The 14,411-nt window shown below is 68.4% G+C and carries 12 protein-coding genes; 8 read left to right on the top strand and 4 right to left on the bottom strand.

Features of this window, described 5'->3' with window-relative positions:
• Window positions 1-53: 53 nt before the first annotated feature.
• Complete coding sequence (locus tag DDE13_RS07595) at window positions 54-1,058, bottom strand: TRAP transporter substrate-binding protein (RefSeq protein ID WP_111403064.1); 1,005 nt, start codon at window positions 1,056-1,058, stop codon at window positions 54-56.
• Window positions 1,059-1,295: 237 nt separating this feature from the next.
• Window positions 1,296-2,687, bottom strand: a complete 1,392-nt coding sequence (gene ehuR / locus DDE13_RS07590) for a MocR-like ectoine utilization transcription factor EhuR (protein ID WP_222626052.1) — start codon at window positions 2,685-2,687, stop codon at window positions 1,296-1,298.
• A 67-nt stretch (window positions 2,688-2,754) separates the two neighbouring features.
• On the opposite strand from ehuR, the gene DDE13_RS07585 reads away from it, so the two are divergent.
• The 4 genes from DDE13_RS07585 (at window position 2,755) to DDE13_RS07570 (ending at window position 8,379) form a co-directional block, all read left to right on the top strand.
• Complete coding sequence (locus DDE13_RS07585) at window positions 2,755-3,237, top strand: Lrp/AsnC family transcriptional regulator (protein WP_111403062.1); 483 nt, start codon at window positions 2,755-2,757, stop codon at window positions 3,235-3,237.
• Window positions 3,238-3,355: 118 nt separating this feature from the next.
• A complete protein-coding gene (locus tag DDE13_RS07580) occupies window positions 3,356-4,840 on the top strand; it encodes an NAD-dependent succinate-semialdehyde dehydrogenase (RefSeq protein WP_394340290.1) in 1,485 nt (494 codons plus the stop codon).
• Between the two features lie 36 nt (window positions 4,841-4,876).
• A complete protein-coding gene (locus DDE13_RS07575) occupies window positions 4,877-6,247 on the top strand; it encodes an aminotransferase (RefSeq protein WP_111403060.1) in 1,371 nt (456 codons plus the stop codon).
• Window positions 6,248-6,492: 245 nt separating this feature from the next.
• Complete coding sequence (locus DDE13_RS07570; protein WP_111403058.1) at window positions 6,493-8,379, top strand: PhoX family protein; 1,887 nt, start codon at window positions 6,493-6,495, stop codon at window positions 8,377-8,379.
• 159 nt (window positions 8,380-8,538) lie between these two features.
• Here DDE13_RS07570 and DDE13_RS07565 read toward each other — a convergent pair whose 3' ends face one another.
• Entirely contained in the window at window positions 8,539-9,390 is an 852-nt protein-coding gene (locus DDE13_RS07565) for a fumarylacetoacetate hydrolase family protein (protein ID WP_111403056.1), read from the bottom strand.
• A 125-nt stretch (window positions 9,391-9,515) separates the two neighbouring features.
• Between DDE13_RS07565 and DDE13_RS07560 the strand changes: the two genes are divergently transcribed.
• Window positions 9,516-10,448 carry a ribokinase gene (locus DDE13_RS07560; protein ID WP_111403054.1) on the top strand — a complete coding sequence of 311 codons (933 nt, stop codon included), beginning with the start codon at window positions 9,516-9,518 and terminating at the stop codon, window positions 10,446-10,448.
• A 71-nt stretch (window positions 10,449-10,519) separates the two neighbouring features.
• Here the strand turns inward: DDE13_RS07560 and DDE13_RS07555 are convergent, their stop codons facing one another.
• Window positions 10,520-11,443 (bottom strand): GlxA family transcriptional regulator, encoded by a 924-nt coding sequence (locus DDE13_RS07555; protein ID WP_235868631.1) that lies wholly within the window; start codon window positions 11,441-11,443, stop codon window positions 10,520-10,522.
• An 89-nt stretch (window positions 11,444-11,532) separates the two neighbouring features.
• On the opposite strand from DDE13_RS07555, the gene DDE13_RS07550 reads away from it, so the two are divergent.
• The 3 genes from DDE13_RS07550 to DDE13_RS07540 form a co-directional block, all read left to right on the top strand.
• Window positions 11,533-12,783 carry a sarcosine oxidase subunit beta family protein gene (locus DDE13_RS07550; RefSeq protein WP_111403052.1) on the top strand — a complete coding sequence of 417 codons (1,251 nt, stop codon included), beginning with the start codon at window positions 11,533-11,535 and terminating at the stop codon, window positions 12,781-12,783.
• Between the two features lie 10 nt (window positions 12,784-12,793).
• The gene (locus DDE13_RS07545; protein WP_111403050.1) at window positions 12,794-13,075 is read left to right on the top strand and encodes a sarcosine oxidase subunit delta; all 282 of its coding nucleotides are present in this window, start codon (window positions 12,794-12,796) and stop codon (window positions 13,073-13,075) included.
• On the top strand, window positions 13,072-14,411 hold a 1,340-nt coding region (locus DDE13_RS07540), incomplete at its 3' end, for a 2Fe-2S iron-sulfur cluster-binding protein (RefSeq protein WP_162630907.1). The genes DDE13_RS07545 and DDE13_RS07540, both read left to right, overlap by 4 nt.

Raw genomic sequence — 14,411 nt, 5'->3', positions numbered from 1 at the left:
GGGCGTTGAGGTGGCCCCGCCGACAGAACCGGCGGGGCGCGGACGGGTCTGGCTCAGGGTGCCGTGGCTTCCAGATCCGCTTTCATCTGTTCGAGGATCGCAGCGCCGCTGTCGCCGGTCATCTCGATGAAGGTCGCTTCCACGTCGGCCGCAGCCTCCACGAAACAGGCGCGTTCCTCTTCGGACAGCACCGTGACGGTCATCTCGGGCTTGGCTTCCTTGATCTTGGCAAGCTCCTGCTCGGCCAGTCCTTCCTGGTATTCGACGATGAAGTCATAGGCGACCTCTACCGCGTCCTGGATCAGTTGCTGGTCCTCGTCCCCGAGCCCTTCGTAGAAATCGTCATTCGCCATCAGCGCGGTCGTGAACACGTTGTGGCCCGTATAGGTGATGTGGTCCGTCACCTCGTACATCTTCGTGGAATACAGGAAGAATGTCGGGTTCTCCTGCCCCTGGATGATGTTGGTCTGCAACGCGCCATAGACCTCGCCCCATGGCAGCGGCGTCGGCGTGGCACCGAACGCCCGGTAGCTTTCCACCAGCAGCGGGTTGGTCATCACCCGAAACTTGACCTCGTCGAGATCGGTGCAGGTCTGCACCGGTTCCTTGGTGGTCATCGCCACCTCGCCCTCGGGATACATCACCAGAAGCTCGAGCCCCTGCTCTTCGTAGAGCGGCGGGAACATCTCGTTGACCGCCTTGCTTTCCTCGTAAAAGGCGGCGAGGTGTTCCTGGTCCGTGGGCAGCAGGTAGGGCACGAAGAACACCTGCGCCTCGGGGATCAGCGCGCCGGTGAAGCCGGGCGACTGGTTCACGAATTGCAGGATGCCCGCCTGCGCCTGTTCCATGATGTCGGCGGATTCGCCCAGCGTGCCGAAGGGGAAGAGCTGGACGGTATGATCCGAATTCGCCTCGACATGTTCCTTGAACTTCTGCGCGAACTGGCCCTGCACCTCCTGCAGCGACTCCTCGAAGGCATAGCGCCACGTGTCGGCCGCGGCCGCACCGGCCAGCATCGCAACGGCGGCGGTTCCCGCCAGCAGACTTGATCGTTTCATCGAACGCACCTTTCCTGTTGTCGCGGGCGGCGTCTGCCGTGTCTCAGCGGTTGTGCCGGTCGAACGCAGGCCCGCACCGGAAGCCGGTCACAGCCGCGACGCCCCGGGCCTTTCACGCAAAATCGGCAGCCCGCCCGTCATCCGCAAACCGTCTGAAACGACTTGAATCAAGTCAATTGGAATATTGAACCATGACAATCTGCACGGTCTGCACGACCGCTGCCGATACAGAAGCGCTCAGATTGCCAGCAACGCGTCCTCGGGCGCGACATCGACGAGGCGCGCGACGATCCGCAGCGCCGTATCGATATCCGCTTCGGACCCCGCGCCAAGGCAGATTCGCACGCCGCGCAGATGCACGGTGCCGGGCACCGCGAAATTGGCCCCGGCGGCGACACCGACCCCGTTGGTGCGCGCCAGCGTGACGAAGCCATCTTCGCGCCAGCGGTCGGGCAGCGGCAGCCAGACATGCATCCCGGCGGGTGAAACCCGGTGCGCGACGTTGGCCAGCAGCCGCGCAGCCAGTGCCTTGCGCTGCGCAAGCTGCGCCCGCTGCCAATCGAGCAGCGCCGCCGCCGTGCCATCCGTCATCCAACGCGTGGCGATATCGGCGATCAGCGGCGTCGCCATCCAGTTCGACACGAGATGCCGGGTCCGCGCGGCATGGATCATGCCGTCGGGCGTCACCAGCCAGCCGATCCGCAGGCCCGGCAGCAGGCATTTCGTGAGGCCGGTGAAATAGAACGTCCGCTCGGGCGCGAGCCCGGCGATCGGCGGACCCCTGTCGGGGTCGAGCGGCCCCCAGGCATCGTTTTCGATGATCCACACGTTCTCCGCCCGCGCGATGTCCACGATGGCCTGCCGCCGCGCCCCATCCATGGGCGTGGCGGTCGGGCCAAGACCGGCGGGCATCAGATAGATGGCCCGCACCCGCGTCTGGCGGCAGATCCGCGCGAAGGCGTCCGGCAGGATACCCTGCGCGTCGCCGTCCAGCCCCTCCAGCTTCAGCCCCAGCGCGGATGCGAGTGACGGCAAGGTGTGGTGCCCCATCGCGTCGGCCACCAGAAGATCGCCCGGTTTCAGCGCCGTCATCAGCGCACAGGTCATCGCCGCGGTGCTGCCGTTGGTGGGCAAGACGCGCTCCGGCCCGTCCAGGTCCAGTCCGCAGCGCGCCAGCCATGGCAGCACAGCGGCGCAATGGTCGCGCAGGGTTTCCCGCGGACGGAACGAGAACAGCACGCCTTCGCCGATATCGCCGCCCATGTCGCGCAGGGTCCGTGACATGGCCGCCGCCTGCGGCGCGCCCAGCACCGGCGTGAGCATCGCGCAGTCGATCAGCGCATCGGTGCCCGGCGGCCGCTGCCATGGCAGCGACGCGTCGGTCTGCCGGGCCGCGACGAAACTGCCCCGCCCGACATGACCGGTGATGATGCCCAGCCGGGTAAGCTGCTCATAGGCGCGGCTGACGGTCTGCACGCTCAGGCCCAGCTCGAACGCCAGCGCGCGCTGCGTGGGCAACCGTGTGCCCGGGCGCAATTCGTCGGCGTCGATCGCGCGCATCAGGCACATGGCGAGCGAGTGATAGGCGGGGCGTTCCAGCGTCGACGGATCTGGCGGCCAAATTGACATGGCACAATGTCGCGCGCGCGGATAGGTTTGACAAGGATTTCCGCCGACCGTAACCGGACCTGTGCCTGTGCAGCTTGACCCTCGCGACATCCAGATCCTGCGCGTCCTCGCGTCCGAGGGGCGTATCTCCAAGACCGAGCTTGCGCGGCGGGTGAACCTGTCCGCGTCGCCCTGCTGGGAACGGCTGAAACGTCTGGAGGACGCGGGGCTGATCCGTGGCTACCGCGCCGATATCGACCTGTCGCTGGTGTCGGCCCATGTCGTGGTATTCGTCGTCGTGGAACTGGACAGCCACAAGGCCGCGAGCTTCCGGCTGTTCGAGGCCGCGGTCGCCCGCCATGACGAGATCGTCGGCTGCTGGGCCATCGGCGGCGGGGTCGATTACCTGATGCAGGTCGTGACATCCGACATCAACAGCTATCAGCGCCTGATCGACACGCTGCTCGAATCCCCCATCGGGATGGCGCGCTACTTCACCTATGTCGTCACGAAGCACGTCAAGTCGGGCGACCTGCCGCTGGCACAATTGCTCGGTCTCCAGAAGGATTGATCCGCAAGGCGGAAACTTCCGAAGGAAGCTTCGGCGCGCGGGCCCGTGTTCGGACGAAACCTCTGCCCGCCGCGGTGTAGGCTGCGTCCATCGCAACACCATCTGCAGGACAGCCCCCATGAGCATGATCGAACGGCTTGGCCGCCCGAAAGGCGTCGTCCTTTCCGATCCGAAACTGATCCGGTCGTTTTCCTATATCGGCAACCGCTGGGTGGCCGCGGCGTCCGGTGCGACCTTCCCCGTCACCGATCCCGCCGACGGCGCCTGCATCGGCCATGTCGCGCGCCTGTCCGAGGCCGAGAGCGCGGCCGCCGTGGACGCGGCGCAGACGGCGTTCGACGCCTGGTCGGTGATGCTGCCGCAGGACCGCGCGCGCGCCCTGCGCCGCTGGCATGACCTGATGATCGCTCATTGCGAGGACCTCGCGCTCATCATGGTGGCCGAACAGGGCAAGCCCCTGTCGGAAGCGCGTGGCGAGATCGGCTATGCCGCCTCCTTCCTCGAATTCTATGCCGAGGAAGCCCGCCGCCCGAACATCGAAGGCGTGACCTCGCACCTGCCCGATGCAGAGATGGAGTTGTGGCGCGAACCCGTGGGCGTTGCGGCCCTCATCACGCCGTGGAACTTTCCCTCGGCCATGATCACCCGCAAGGCCGCCGCGGCGCTGGCGGCGGGCTGCACCGTGGTCGTGCATCCATCTGCCGAAACGCCCTATTCCGCGCTGGCGCTGGCCGAGCTTGCCGACCGCGCGGGCCTGCCTGCCGGTGTGTTCAACGTGGTGACGGGACACGCGCCCGAGGTGGTGGAGCCATGGCTAACCGACCCCCGCGTCCGCGCCCTGTCCTTCACCGGCTCGACGGAAGTCGGGCGGCATCTTTACCGCCGCTCCGCCGACACGGTGAAGCGGCTTGTTCTGGAACTGGGCGGGCATGCGCCGTTCCTCGTGTTCGCCGATTGCGATCTCGACCGCGCGGTGGACGAGGCCGTGAAGGCCAAGTTCGCCACCACCGGGCAGGACTGCCTTGGCGCGAACCGCTTCCTTGTCGAACGGTCCGTCTATGAAGCGTTCTGCGCGCGCTTCGCCGACCGGGTTGCGGCCCTGACGCTTGGTCCAGGCATGGACGATTGCGACCTTGGCCCGCTGATGAACGAGAACGCCGTCGCAAAGCAGGAAGACCACGTCGCCGACGCGCTGGCCCTTGGCGCGCGCTGCGTGGCGGGCGGCAAACGGTCGGCCCTTGGGCCGCTCTTCTATGAACCCACGGTGCTTGTGGACGTGCCCGCCGACGCGAAGATCTTTGCGGAAGAGACCTTTGGGCCCGTCGCCGCCATCGCCCCCTTCGACACCGAGGCCGAGGCGGTCGCCCGCGCCAACGCCACCGAATACGGGCTCGTGGCCTATGTCCACAGCGGGGACCCGCGCCGGATCTTCCGGCTCAGCCGGGCGCTGCAATTCGGCATGGTCGCGGTCAACCGCACCAAGGTCACCGGCGCCCCGATCCCGTTCGGCGGCATGAAACAGTCCGGCCTTGCGCGCGAAGGGGCGCGCAGCGGGTTGGAAGCCTTCACCGATATCAAGTACGTGTGCCGGGACTGGGCCTGAACCCGCCCGCAGACCAGACACCAGAAAGGACGAACCATGTTGACCAACGACCAGCTCGGCAAGTGGGATCGCGAGAATTTCTTCCACCCCTCGACCCATCTCGGCACCCATGTGCGCGGCGAATCCATGGCCCGCATCATCCAGGGCGGCGACGGCGTGTTCATCGAGGACCGCGACGGCAACCGCTTGCTGGACGGCTTCGCGGGGCTTTACTGCGTGAACGTGGGCTACGGGCGACAGGAGATCGCCGAGGCCATCGCCGCACAGGCGCGCGAGCTGGCCTATTACCACGCCTATGTCGGGCACGGCACCGAAGCGTCGATCACCCTGTCCAAGATGATCCTCGACCGCGCGCCCGAGGGCATGTCCAAGGTCTATTTCGGGCTCGGCGGGTCGGACGCCAACGAAACCAACGTCAAGCTGATCTGGTACTACAACAACATCCTGGGGCGTCCGCAGAAGAAGAAGATCATCTCGCGCTGGCGCGGCTATCACGGCTCTGGTCTGGTGACGGGGTCGCTCACGGGGCTGAAGGCGTTCCACAACAAGTTCGACCTGCCGCTGAGCCAGGTGATCCACACGGAGGCGCCGTACTACTACCGCCGGCCTGACCTTTCGATGTCGGAAGAAGCCTTCACCGACCATTGCGTGGCCGAGCTGGAGGCGCTGATCGCGCGCGAGGGCGCCGACACCATCGCCGCCTTCATCGGGGAGCCGGTGCTGGGTACCGGCGGCCTCGTGCCGCCGCCCGCCGGGTACTGGGACAAGATCCAGGAAGTGCTGAAGCGCCACGACATCCTTCTGGTGGCGGACGAGGTCGTGACCGGCTTCGGGCGGCTCGGGTCCATGTTCGGGTCCGAGCATTACGGGATGAAGCCCGACCTCATCACCATCGCCAAGGGCCTGACCTCGGCCTATGCGCCGTTGTCGGGGTCCATCGTGGCCGAGGGCATGTGGGACGTGCTGGTGAAGGGCTGCGACGAGAACGGCCCGCTGGGACATGGCTGGACCTATTCGGCGCACCCGATCGGGGCCGCGGCTGGGATCGCCAACCTGAAGCTGATCGATGACATGGGGCTGGTGTGGAACGCGGGCACCACGGGCACCTATTTCCGCAAGGCCCTTACCGAGGCCGTCGGCGAGCACCCCAACGTCGGCGAGATCCGCGGCGAGGGCATGCTGGCCGCCATCGAGTTCGTGGCCGACCGCGACAGCCGCCGGTTCTTCGACGCGAGCGAGAAGATCGGCGCGCGCTTCGTGTCGAACCTTCTGGCGGAAGGCGTGATCGCCCGCGCCATGCCCGAAGGCGACATTGCAGGCTTCGCGCCGCCGCTGTGCCTGACCACGGACGAGGCTGACGAGATCGTCGCCGCGGTCACGGCCGCGATGGACAAGACCTTCGCCTGACATCGCTGCCGCCTGCCCCTTGCGGCGGGCGGCACCCACGCCCGTCCGCGTTTCCGACGGCCCGTCCTTGGTGCCGTGACGCACCCCCGGCCCGGAACGGGTGCGGCGCCGAATTCTCTTGCCGATCTTGCGGCATGGCATGCACACTTCCTGCGGGAGTGTGCGGTTTCATTCCCGACCATCACAAGATTGCCATGTGGGCGCACTACGCTCCGGGGGTAACGTAGCCAGTGGGAGAACCAGCCATGAAAGACATCGATCCCCGCGAACTTTCCGCGGACGAGTGGGACGAACTGAAATATCCCCGCCCTGAGACCAACGATTTCGACCAGGTCGTCGAAGAAGCGATCTCGCGGCGCGGATTCCTCGGCGGCGTGCTCGCCTTCGGGTCGGGTGCGGCTGTGATGGGGGTGGGCAACCTCATGTCCTCCACCTCGGCACAGGCGCAGGCGGCCTCGCGCTTCGCCTTCACGCCCATCGGGATCGCGACAGACTTCACCGTCCACGTCCCTGAAGGCTACGCATGGTCCACCGTGGCACGCTGGGGCGATCCGCTGACATCGGGCGGCAACGGCTTCGATCCCGCGTCGGGCCATGACGCGGAAACCGCACAGCATATCTTCGGCGAAAACACCGACGGGATGTGGCTGTTCAAGGTCGACGGGCGCGAGGTGATCGCGGTCAACCACGAATACGCCAATCTCAAGACCAACCTGCCCGCGTCCGACGGCGTGCCGCAATCCGCCGACGACGTGCTGATGCTCCAGCGCATCCAGGGCGTCACGATCATGGAAGTGGCCCCAAAGGACGGCGGCGGGTACGAGATCGTCGTGGACAGCCCGATGAACCGCCGCATCGACCACAACACGCCGATGCGTTTTGCCGGTCCGGCGGCGGGGCATGACCTGCTGAAGACCGACGCGGACCCCGAAGGCATGGCCCCGCTCGGCACGATGAACAACTGCGGGTCGGGCCCGACGCCGTGGGGCACCTACCTGACCTGCGAGGAAAACTTCAACGGCTACTTCGGGTCGACCGATCCCGAGGCGGCGCTGCCGGACGACTTTGACCGCTACGGCATCGGCCATGACGGCTGGGGCTACGATTACCACAAGTTCGATGCGCGCTTCGACATCTCGAAGAACCCCGCCGAACCGCGCCGCCAGGGCTGGGTGACGGAAATCGACCCGTCCGACCCGACCTCGACCCCGGTCAAGCGCACGGCACTGGGGCGTTTCAAGCACGAGAACACCGCCGTGACGCTGGCGCCCGACGGGCGCGTGGTTGTCTATATGGGTGACGACGAGCGGGGCGAGTATCTCTACAAGTTCGTATCAAACGGGGTCTATACACCCGGCGGTGCCACCGATCACCTGCTCGACGATGGGACGCTTTTCGTGGCGAAGTTCCACGCGGACGGTACGGGCGAATGGCTAGCCCTGACGCCGGAGACGACCGGCATGGACGCGGCAGAGATCCTGATCTTCACCCGCATGGCCGCTTCGGCCGCGGGCGGCACGACAATGGACCGCCCGGAATGGGTGCAGGTCAACCCGCTGGCGGCCGAAGGCTATGCGGCGCTCACGAACAACAAGAATCGTGGCGTGCAGCCCAATGCAGGCGGCGACCCGACCCCGGTGAACGGCCCCAACCCGCGTGAGGCCAACAATTACGGCCAGATCGTGCGCTGGTTCCCGGCCAATGACGACCACGGGACTGCCGCGTTCCGCTGGGACCTGTTCGTGATGGCGGGCAACCCGGTCACCGCGGAAGGCGCCTACAAGGGGTCGGCGAACGTGAACCCGGGCAACATGTTCAACTCGCCTGACGGGATGATGTTCGACAGCGCCGGACTGGTCTGGATCCAGACCGATGGCGACGACAGCAACGAGGGCGAGTTCGAGGGCATGGGCAACAACCAGATGCTCGTGGGCGATCCGGTGTCGGGGCAGATCGAACGCTTCCTGACCGGCCCCAACGGGTCCGAGGTGACGGGCCTGTGCTGGTCGGCGGATCGCAAGACCATGTTCGTGGGCATCCAGCACCCGGGCGGATCCTTCCCCGATGGCGAGGGCCTGCCCCGCTCCAGCGTCATCGCCGTCTGGCGCGAAGACGGCGGACTGGTCGGCTGATACCGCCACGACATGCGCCTGCCCGGTTCTTCCGGACAGGCGTTTTGCTTGCGTACTTGTGGCGAACATTCGCACTGAGACGGGCCGGATCATCGCGCCCGTTCGGGTTCCGCTGTGCGCGGCTGAGGCGAATGATGCAGCCGTCGCGAACCGGACATATCACACCACCCGGTCGGCCACGATCTCCTGCCGCTGTGCGCCCAGACCGTCGATCCCCAGGTCCACCACGTCCCCGACCTTCAGATAACGCGGCGGCTTCATGCCCATGCCGACGCCCGGCGGCGTCCCCGTGGTAATGACATCGCCCGGATGCAGCGTCATGAAGCGGCTCACGTAGCTGACAAGATGCGCCGCGCCAAAGATCATCTTCGCCGTGCTGCCGGTCTGCGCGCGCACCCCGTTCACATCGAGCCAGAGCGACAGGTCCTGCGGATCGGGCACGTCGTCGCGCGTCACGAGCCACGGCCCCAGCGGCGCGAAATTGTCAAAGCTCTTTCCCTTGACCCATTGCCCGGTGCCGCCCAGCTGCCAGCCCCGTTCCGACACGTCGTTGCACACGGCATAGCCCGCCACATGTGCCAGCGCGTCGGCCTCGGTCACGTTCCGCGCGGTCGTGCCGATCACGATGGCCAGTTCGACCTCCCAATCCAGCTTTTCGGACCCCGGCGGCAGCGGCGTCGGGTCGTTCGGGCCGCAAAGCGACGATGCCGCCTTCATGAACAGGATCGGCTCGGCGGGTTCGGGCATCCCGGCTTCGGCGGCATGGTCTGAATAGTTCAGCCCGATGCCGATGATCTTGCCCACCCCACCGACGCAGGGGCCGACGCGCACCCCGTCGCGCACCGCGGGCAGGCTGTCCGTGTCGATCTCGCGCAGCGCCGCAAGCCCTGTATCGGACAGGACGGGCCCCGCGATGTCGGGCACGACGCCCGCCAGATCGCGGATCGTGCCGGTGGCGTCGATCACGCCGGGGCGTTCCGCGCCCCTTTCGCCGAAGCGGATGAGTTTCATGGGTTTCCTCCCGTTGGTATCGCGGCCCGGTCGTGTCGCGGTGCCGGGCGTGGCGTGGGGTATAGTCCACGCCGCGCGGGCGCGATAGGGTCGGTCACGCCCAAGACACACGCCAAGGACCGGCCATGCCCCAGACAACCGCCCGCCCCGCCGTCACCGTCTTCGGATCGGTGAATATCGACCTGACCGCCTATGTGCCCCACCTGCCCCGGCCCGGCGAGACCGCCCATGCCACGGGCCACGCCACCGGGCTGGGGGGCAAGGGCGCCAACCAGGCGGTGGCGGCGGCGCGGCTGGCGCGGGGGCCGGTGCGCTTCGTGGCGGCCGTGGGCGATGACGGGTTCGCCGATCTCGCGCGGGCGGAACTGGCGCGCTACGGGGTCGGGACCGGCGATCTCGTGACCGTCGCGGGCGAAGCGACGGGCATGGCACTGATCCATGTGGATACCGATGCCCAGAACGTCATCACGGTGATCGCCGGGGCGAACGGCACTTGGAACGCGGCGGGGCCGAACCCGGCGGTCTTCGCGGGCAACGCCGTGGCGCTGTTCCAGCTAGAAACGCCCCTGACCGCGACCGGGGCCGCGTTGCGGGCCGCGCGCGCGGCGGGGGCCGTGACGATCCTCGACCCCGCGCCCGTTCCGTCGGCGGATATCGGCGCACTGATCGCGGCGGCGGATATCGTCACCCCGAACGAGACCGAGGCCGAGGCCCTCACCGGCATCGCCCCGGTGGACGAAACAAGTGCCTTCGCCGCCGCAGCGGCCCTGCTAGATCGCGGCGCCGTAACCGCGGTGGTCAAGCGCGGGGCGGCAGGGCTGGTCTGGCAGGCCCGCGATGGCGGGCGCGGGGTGGTGCCAGTCTTCCGGGTCGCATCGGTCGATACCGTGGCCGCCGGGGATTGCTTCAACGGCGCGCTTGGCGCGGCACTGGCCGAGGGGCAGAAGATGGACGCCGCCCTGCACTTCGCCGCCGCCGCCGCGGCACTGTCCACCACGCGGCGCGGGGCCGCGGCATCCATCCCGTCGCGGGACGAGGTTGCGGCGCTGCTGGCCTGACGCGCCGACGACACACCGCGCACCGCCGCCCCGGCCTTGCGCCGGGGCCTCTGCCCGGGGCCGATCCGGCATCAGGCCCGTGCCGCCCGCGGCGGCACGCCGAAACGCGCGGCGAAGGCCGCCGACAAATGTGCGGGGCTTGCGAAGCCGGTCATTGCGGCGATGTCGCCCACGCGCAGCCGCGACCCCGTCAGCAGGTCCCGCGCACGGTCGAGCCGCAGCGCCCGATACCGGGCCATGACCGTCGCGCCCGTCTCCGCCCGGAAGCGACGCTGCAACTGGCGCGGCGACAGGCCGGCCAGCGCCGCCAGTTGCCCAAGGTCCAGCGGATCGGCCAGATGACTGTCCATCAGCTCCAGCACATCGCGCACCGGCGGCGACAGGGGGCCATGATCGGCGCGCGCGCGCTGGAGCGCGTCGGGCGCGCGGATCTCGGTCTGGATGAACCATTCGGCCACGCGCCGCGCCATCCCGGCGCCATGATCCGCCGCGATGATGGCGTGCATCATGTCGAGCGGCGCAGTCCCCCCGGCACAGGTATAGCGGTCCCGGTCGATGACGTAGAGCCGCCGGTCCACCGCGAACGGCCCCCGCAGCGCGCGCACGGCATCGAGGTGATGCCAATGCACCGTGAAGCGGCGGTTCTCCATCAAACCCGCCCGCGCGAGTAGCGCCGCACCGCCGGAAATGCCCCCCAGCGCCACGCCCTGCCCGGCCAGCCGCCGCAGTGCATCGTCAAGCCGCCGGTCCCTGTGGGCAAGTGGATCGCCCCCCGCCACCACGAAGACGATGTCGAACGGCCCCGCCGACAGCGGCGCGGTGTCGATCTGCGCGGGCAGCGAGGACCGCACCGGCCCGCCCGCGACCGACAGCGGCACGATGTCGTAAAGCGGCGCGGGCGCGAACAGGTTCGCTGCCCGCAGCGGTTCCATCGCGGCGGCGGTGCTCATCAGCGCGTAACCGGGAACCAGCACGAAGCCGATGCGGCGGGGCATGGCATATACCTGCAAGAAAATGACGCTTTCATGAAAGCGTAGCGCCATCGCGCCGGGTAGAACACCCCGAAACGGCGAGAGGCGGAAGCATGCGGTTTTCAGGGATGCGACTGCTGCGCGAGGCGCTGCGCGGCCACACGGGCTGGGGACCCATGTGGCGCGACCCGGACCCGGACCCCGCCTATGACATCGTGATCGTGGGCGGCGGCGGGCATGGGCTGGCCACGGCTTTCTACCTTGCCAGCGTCTATGGGCAGCGCAGGGTGGCCGTGCTGGAAAAGGGCTGGTTGGGTGGCGGCAACATCGGGCGAAACACGACGATCATCCGGTCGAACTACCTGCTGCCCGGCAACCAGCCGTTCTACGAGTTTTCCATGAAGCTCTGGGAGGGGCTGGAGCAGACGCTGAACTTCAACGCGATGGTCTCGCAGCGCGGCGTGCTGAACCTGTTCCACACGGATGCGCAGCGCGACGCCTACCGCCGGCGGGGCAACGCGATGCACCTGACCGGCGCGGGGGGGCGGCTGCTGGACCGCGACGCGGTGCGCGCCATGGCGCCGTTCCTGAACTTCGACGCCGCGCGATTCCCAATCAAGGGCGGGTTGTGGCAGCCGCGCGGCGGCACGGCGCGGCACGACGGGGTGGCGTGGGGGTATGCCCGCGCCGCCGACCGGCTGGGGGTGGACATCATCCAAAACTGTGCCGTGACCGGCTTCAGGATCGAAGGCGGCGCGGTGCGGGGGGTGGACACCACGCGCGGGTATATCGCGGCGGGCAAGGTCGGCGTGGCGGTCGCGGGCAACACCAGCCGCGTGATGGCGCTGGCGGGGATGCGCCTGCCCATCGAAAGCCACGTCTTGCAGGCCTTCGTCACCGAGGGGCTGAAGCCCGTGATCCCCGGTGTCATCACCTTCGGAGCGGGGCATTTCTATGTCAGCCAGTCCGACAAGGGGGGCCTCGTGTTCGGCGGCGATATCGACGGCTACAATTCCTACGCGCAGCGCGGGAACCTGCCGGTGGTCGAGGACGTGATCGAAGGCGGCATGGCGCTGATGCCGATGATCGGGCGGGCGCGGCTGTTGCGGTCATGGGGCGGCGTCATGGACATGTCCATGGACGGCTCACCCATCATCGACCGGACCGATGTAGGCGGGCTCTACCTCAACGCGGGCTGGTGCTACGGCGGGTTCAAGGCGACCCCGGCCTCGGGCCACGCCTTCGCCCATCTGCTGGCGACGGGCGATCCGCACCCGACCGCCGCGGCCTATCGGCTGGACCGTTTCGCGCGCGGCCATGTCATCGACGAAAAGGGCGTCGGCGCCCAGCCCAACCTGCATTGAAGGCGACCCCATGCTGATCCCCCACCCGCTGCTCGGCCCGCGCGACGCGCAGGAGTTCACCTATCTCGGCGATGCATCGCTGTTGGCGCGGCCCGACGGCATGGCGGAGCACGCGGAGGACGCATTCAGCGACCATGTCTACCTGCGCGACAACCCGGCGGGCGTGCACCGGGAATTGTGGTTCCACGAACAGGGCGACCGGTCGTGGCTGGTGGTGACGCGCGATACGGTGACCCACGAGATCCTCGGCGCGGAATTGGCGCGCGACGTGGTGCGCGGGGGCCGCCCATGACCCGGATCGCGGGCGGGCTGGTGGACCGCAGCGTCACGCTGGGCTTCACATTCGACGGGCGCAGCTATACGGGGCATCCCGGCGACACGCTCGCCTCGGCCTTGCTGGCGAACGGCGTGCAGCTTGTCGGGCGCAGCTTCAAGTATCACCGCCCGCGCGGGGTGTTCGCGGCAGGGCCGGAAGAGCCGAACGCGCTGGTAACGCTGCAGACCGGCGCGCGGGCCGAGCCGAACACGCGCGCGACCGTGGCGGAGTTGTTCGACGGGCTGGAGGCGACCAGCCAGAACCATCTGGGCGGGCTGCGCCACGACCTGATGGCGGTGAACGACCTGGTGGCGCCGCTGCTGAAAGCGGGGTTCTATTACAAGACCTTCATGTGGCCGCGCGCCTTCTGGGAGCGGCTCTATGAACCCGCGATCAGGGCCGCGGCGGGGCTTGGCGCGCTGTCGGGGCTGCCCGACCCCGACGCTTATGACCGCGGTTATCTGCACCCGGACCTTCTGGTGATCGGTGGCGGGGCGGCGGGGCTGATGGCCGCGCTGACGGCAGGTCGGGCGGGTGCGCAGGTCGTGCTGGCGGACGAGGATTTCCGCCTCGGCGGGCGACTTCTGGGCGAAGGGATCGCGCTGAATGACCGGCCCGCGCCCGACTGGGTGACGGCGGTCGCGGCGGAACTGGCCGCGCTGCCCAACGTGCGCGTGCTCACCCGGACGACCGTGTTCGGCACCTATGACCATTGCATCTTCGGCGCGGTGGAACGGGTGTCGGACCACCTGCCCGACCCCGGCACGCGCGTGCGCCAGACCCTGTGGCGGATCACGGCGCGGCATGCGGTGCTGTGCGCGGGGGCCACGGAGCGACACATCCCCTTTGCCGACAACGACCGGCCCGGCGTCCTGCTGGCCGGTGCGCTGCGCGCCTATGCCAACCGTTGGGGGGTGACGCCGCAGGCGCGGGCGGGCGACCCGGTGGCGATCTTCACCAACAACGATGACGGGCACCGCACGGCGATGTCGCTGTTGGCGCGGGGGGTGCCGTGTCTTGGCGTGATCGACACGCGCGCCGGGGCCACAAGCCTTGGGGATTACAGGACCTGGGCAGGGCATGTCGTGACGGGAACGCGCGGACGCAAGGGGCTGAGGGCGATCGCGGTGACGGGACCGGGCGGCACGGCTTGGCTGGACTGCGGCGTGCTGGGTGTCGCAGGCGGGTGGAACCCGAACGTGCAGCTTGCCGCCCATCACCGGGGGCGGCCGGTGTGGGATGCGGACCTGGCGGCCTTCGTGCCGGGGCCCGACGGCCCGCCGGGGCTGCGCGTCGCGGGGGCCGCGCGCGG

The organism is Meridianimarinicoccus zhengii (assembly GCF_003254465.1).
GTDB lineage: Bacteria > Pseudomonadota > Alphaproteobacteria > Rhodobacterales > Rhodobacteraceae > Meridianimarinicoccus > Meridianimarinicoccus zhengii.
Note: the sequence above shows the minus strand (reverse complement) of the source record. Positions and strands in the feature narration are given on the sequence as shown.

What these genes read in the sequence shown, in the direction of transcription:
- DDE13_RS07575 (WP_111403060.1), top strand. Translation starts at nt 4,877, where the DNA reads ATGTTGACCAACGACCAGCTCGGCAAGTGGGATCGCGAGAATTTCTTC.
- DDE13_RS07550 (WP_111403052.1), top strand. Translation starts at nt 11,533, where the DNA reads ATGCGGTTTTCAGGGATGCGACTGCTGCGCGAGGCGCTGCGCGGCCAC.
- DDE13_RS07555 (WP_235868631.1), bottom strand. Translation starts at nt 11,443, where the DNA reads ATGCCCCGCCGCATCGGCTTCGTGCTGGTTCCCGGTTACGCGCTGATG.
- DDE13_RS07565 (WP_111403056.1), bottom strand. Translation starts at nt 9,390, where the DNA reads ATGAAACTCATCCGCTTCGGCGAAAGGGGCGCGGAACGCCCCGGCGTG.
- DDE13_RS07570 (WP_111403058.1), top strand. Translation starts at nt 6,493, where the DNA reads ATGAAAGACATCGATCCCCGCGAACTTTCCGCGGACGAGTGGGACGAA.
- DDE13_RS07580 (WP_394340290.1), top strand. Translation starts at nt 3,356, where the DNA reads ATGAGCATGATCGAACGGCTTGGCCGCCCGAAAGGCGTCGTCCTTTCC.
- ehuR (WP_222626052.1), bottom strand. Translation starts at nt 2,687, where the DNA reads ATGTCAATTTGGCCGCCAGATCCGTCGACGCTGGAACGCCCCGCCTAT.
- DDE13_RS07545 (WP_111403050.1), top strand. Translation starts at nt 12,794, where the DNA reads ATGCTGATCCCCCACCCGCTGCTCGGCCCGCGCGACGCGCAGGAGTTC.
- DDE13_RS07595 (WP_111403064.1), bottom strand. Translation starts at nt 1,058, where the DNA reads ATGAAACGATCAAGTCTGCTGGCGGGAACCGCCGCCGTTGCGATGCTG.
- DDE13_RS07560 (WP_111403054.1), top strand. Translation starts at nt 9,516, where the DNA reads ATGCCCCAGACAACCGCCCGCCCCGCCGTCACCGTCTTCGGATCGGTG.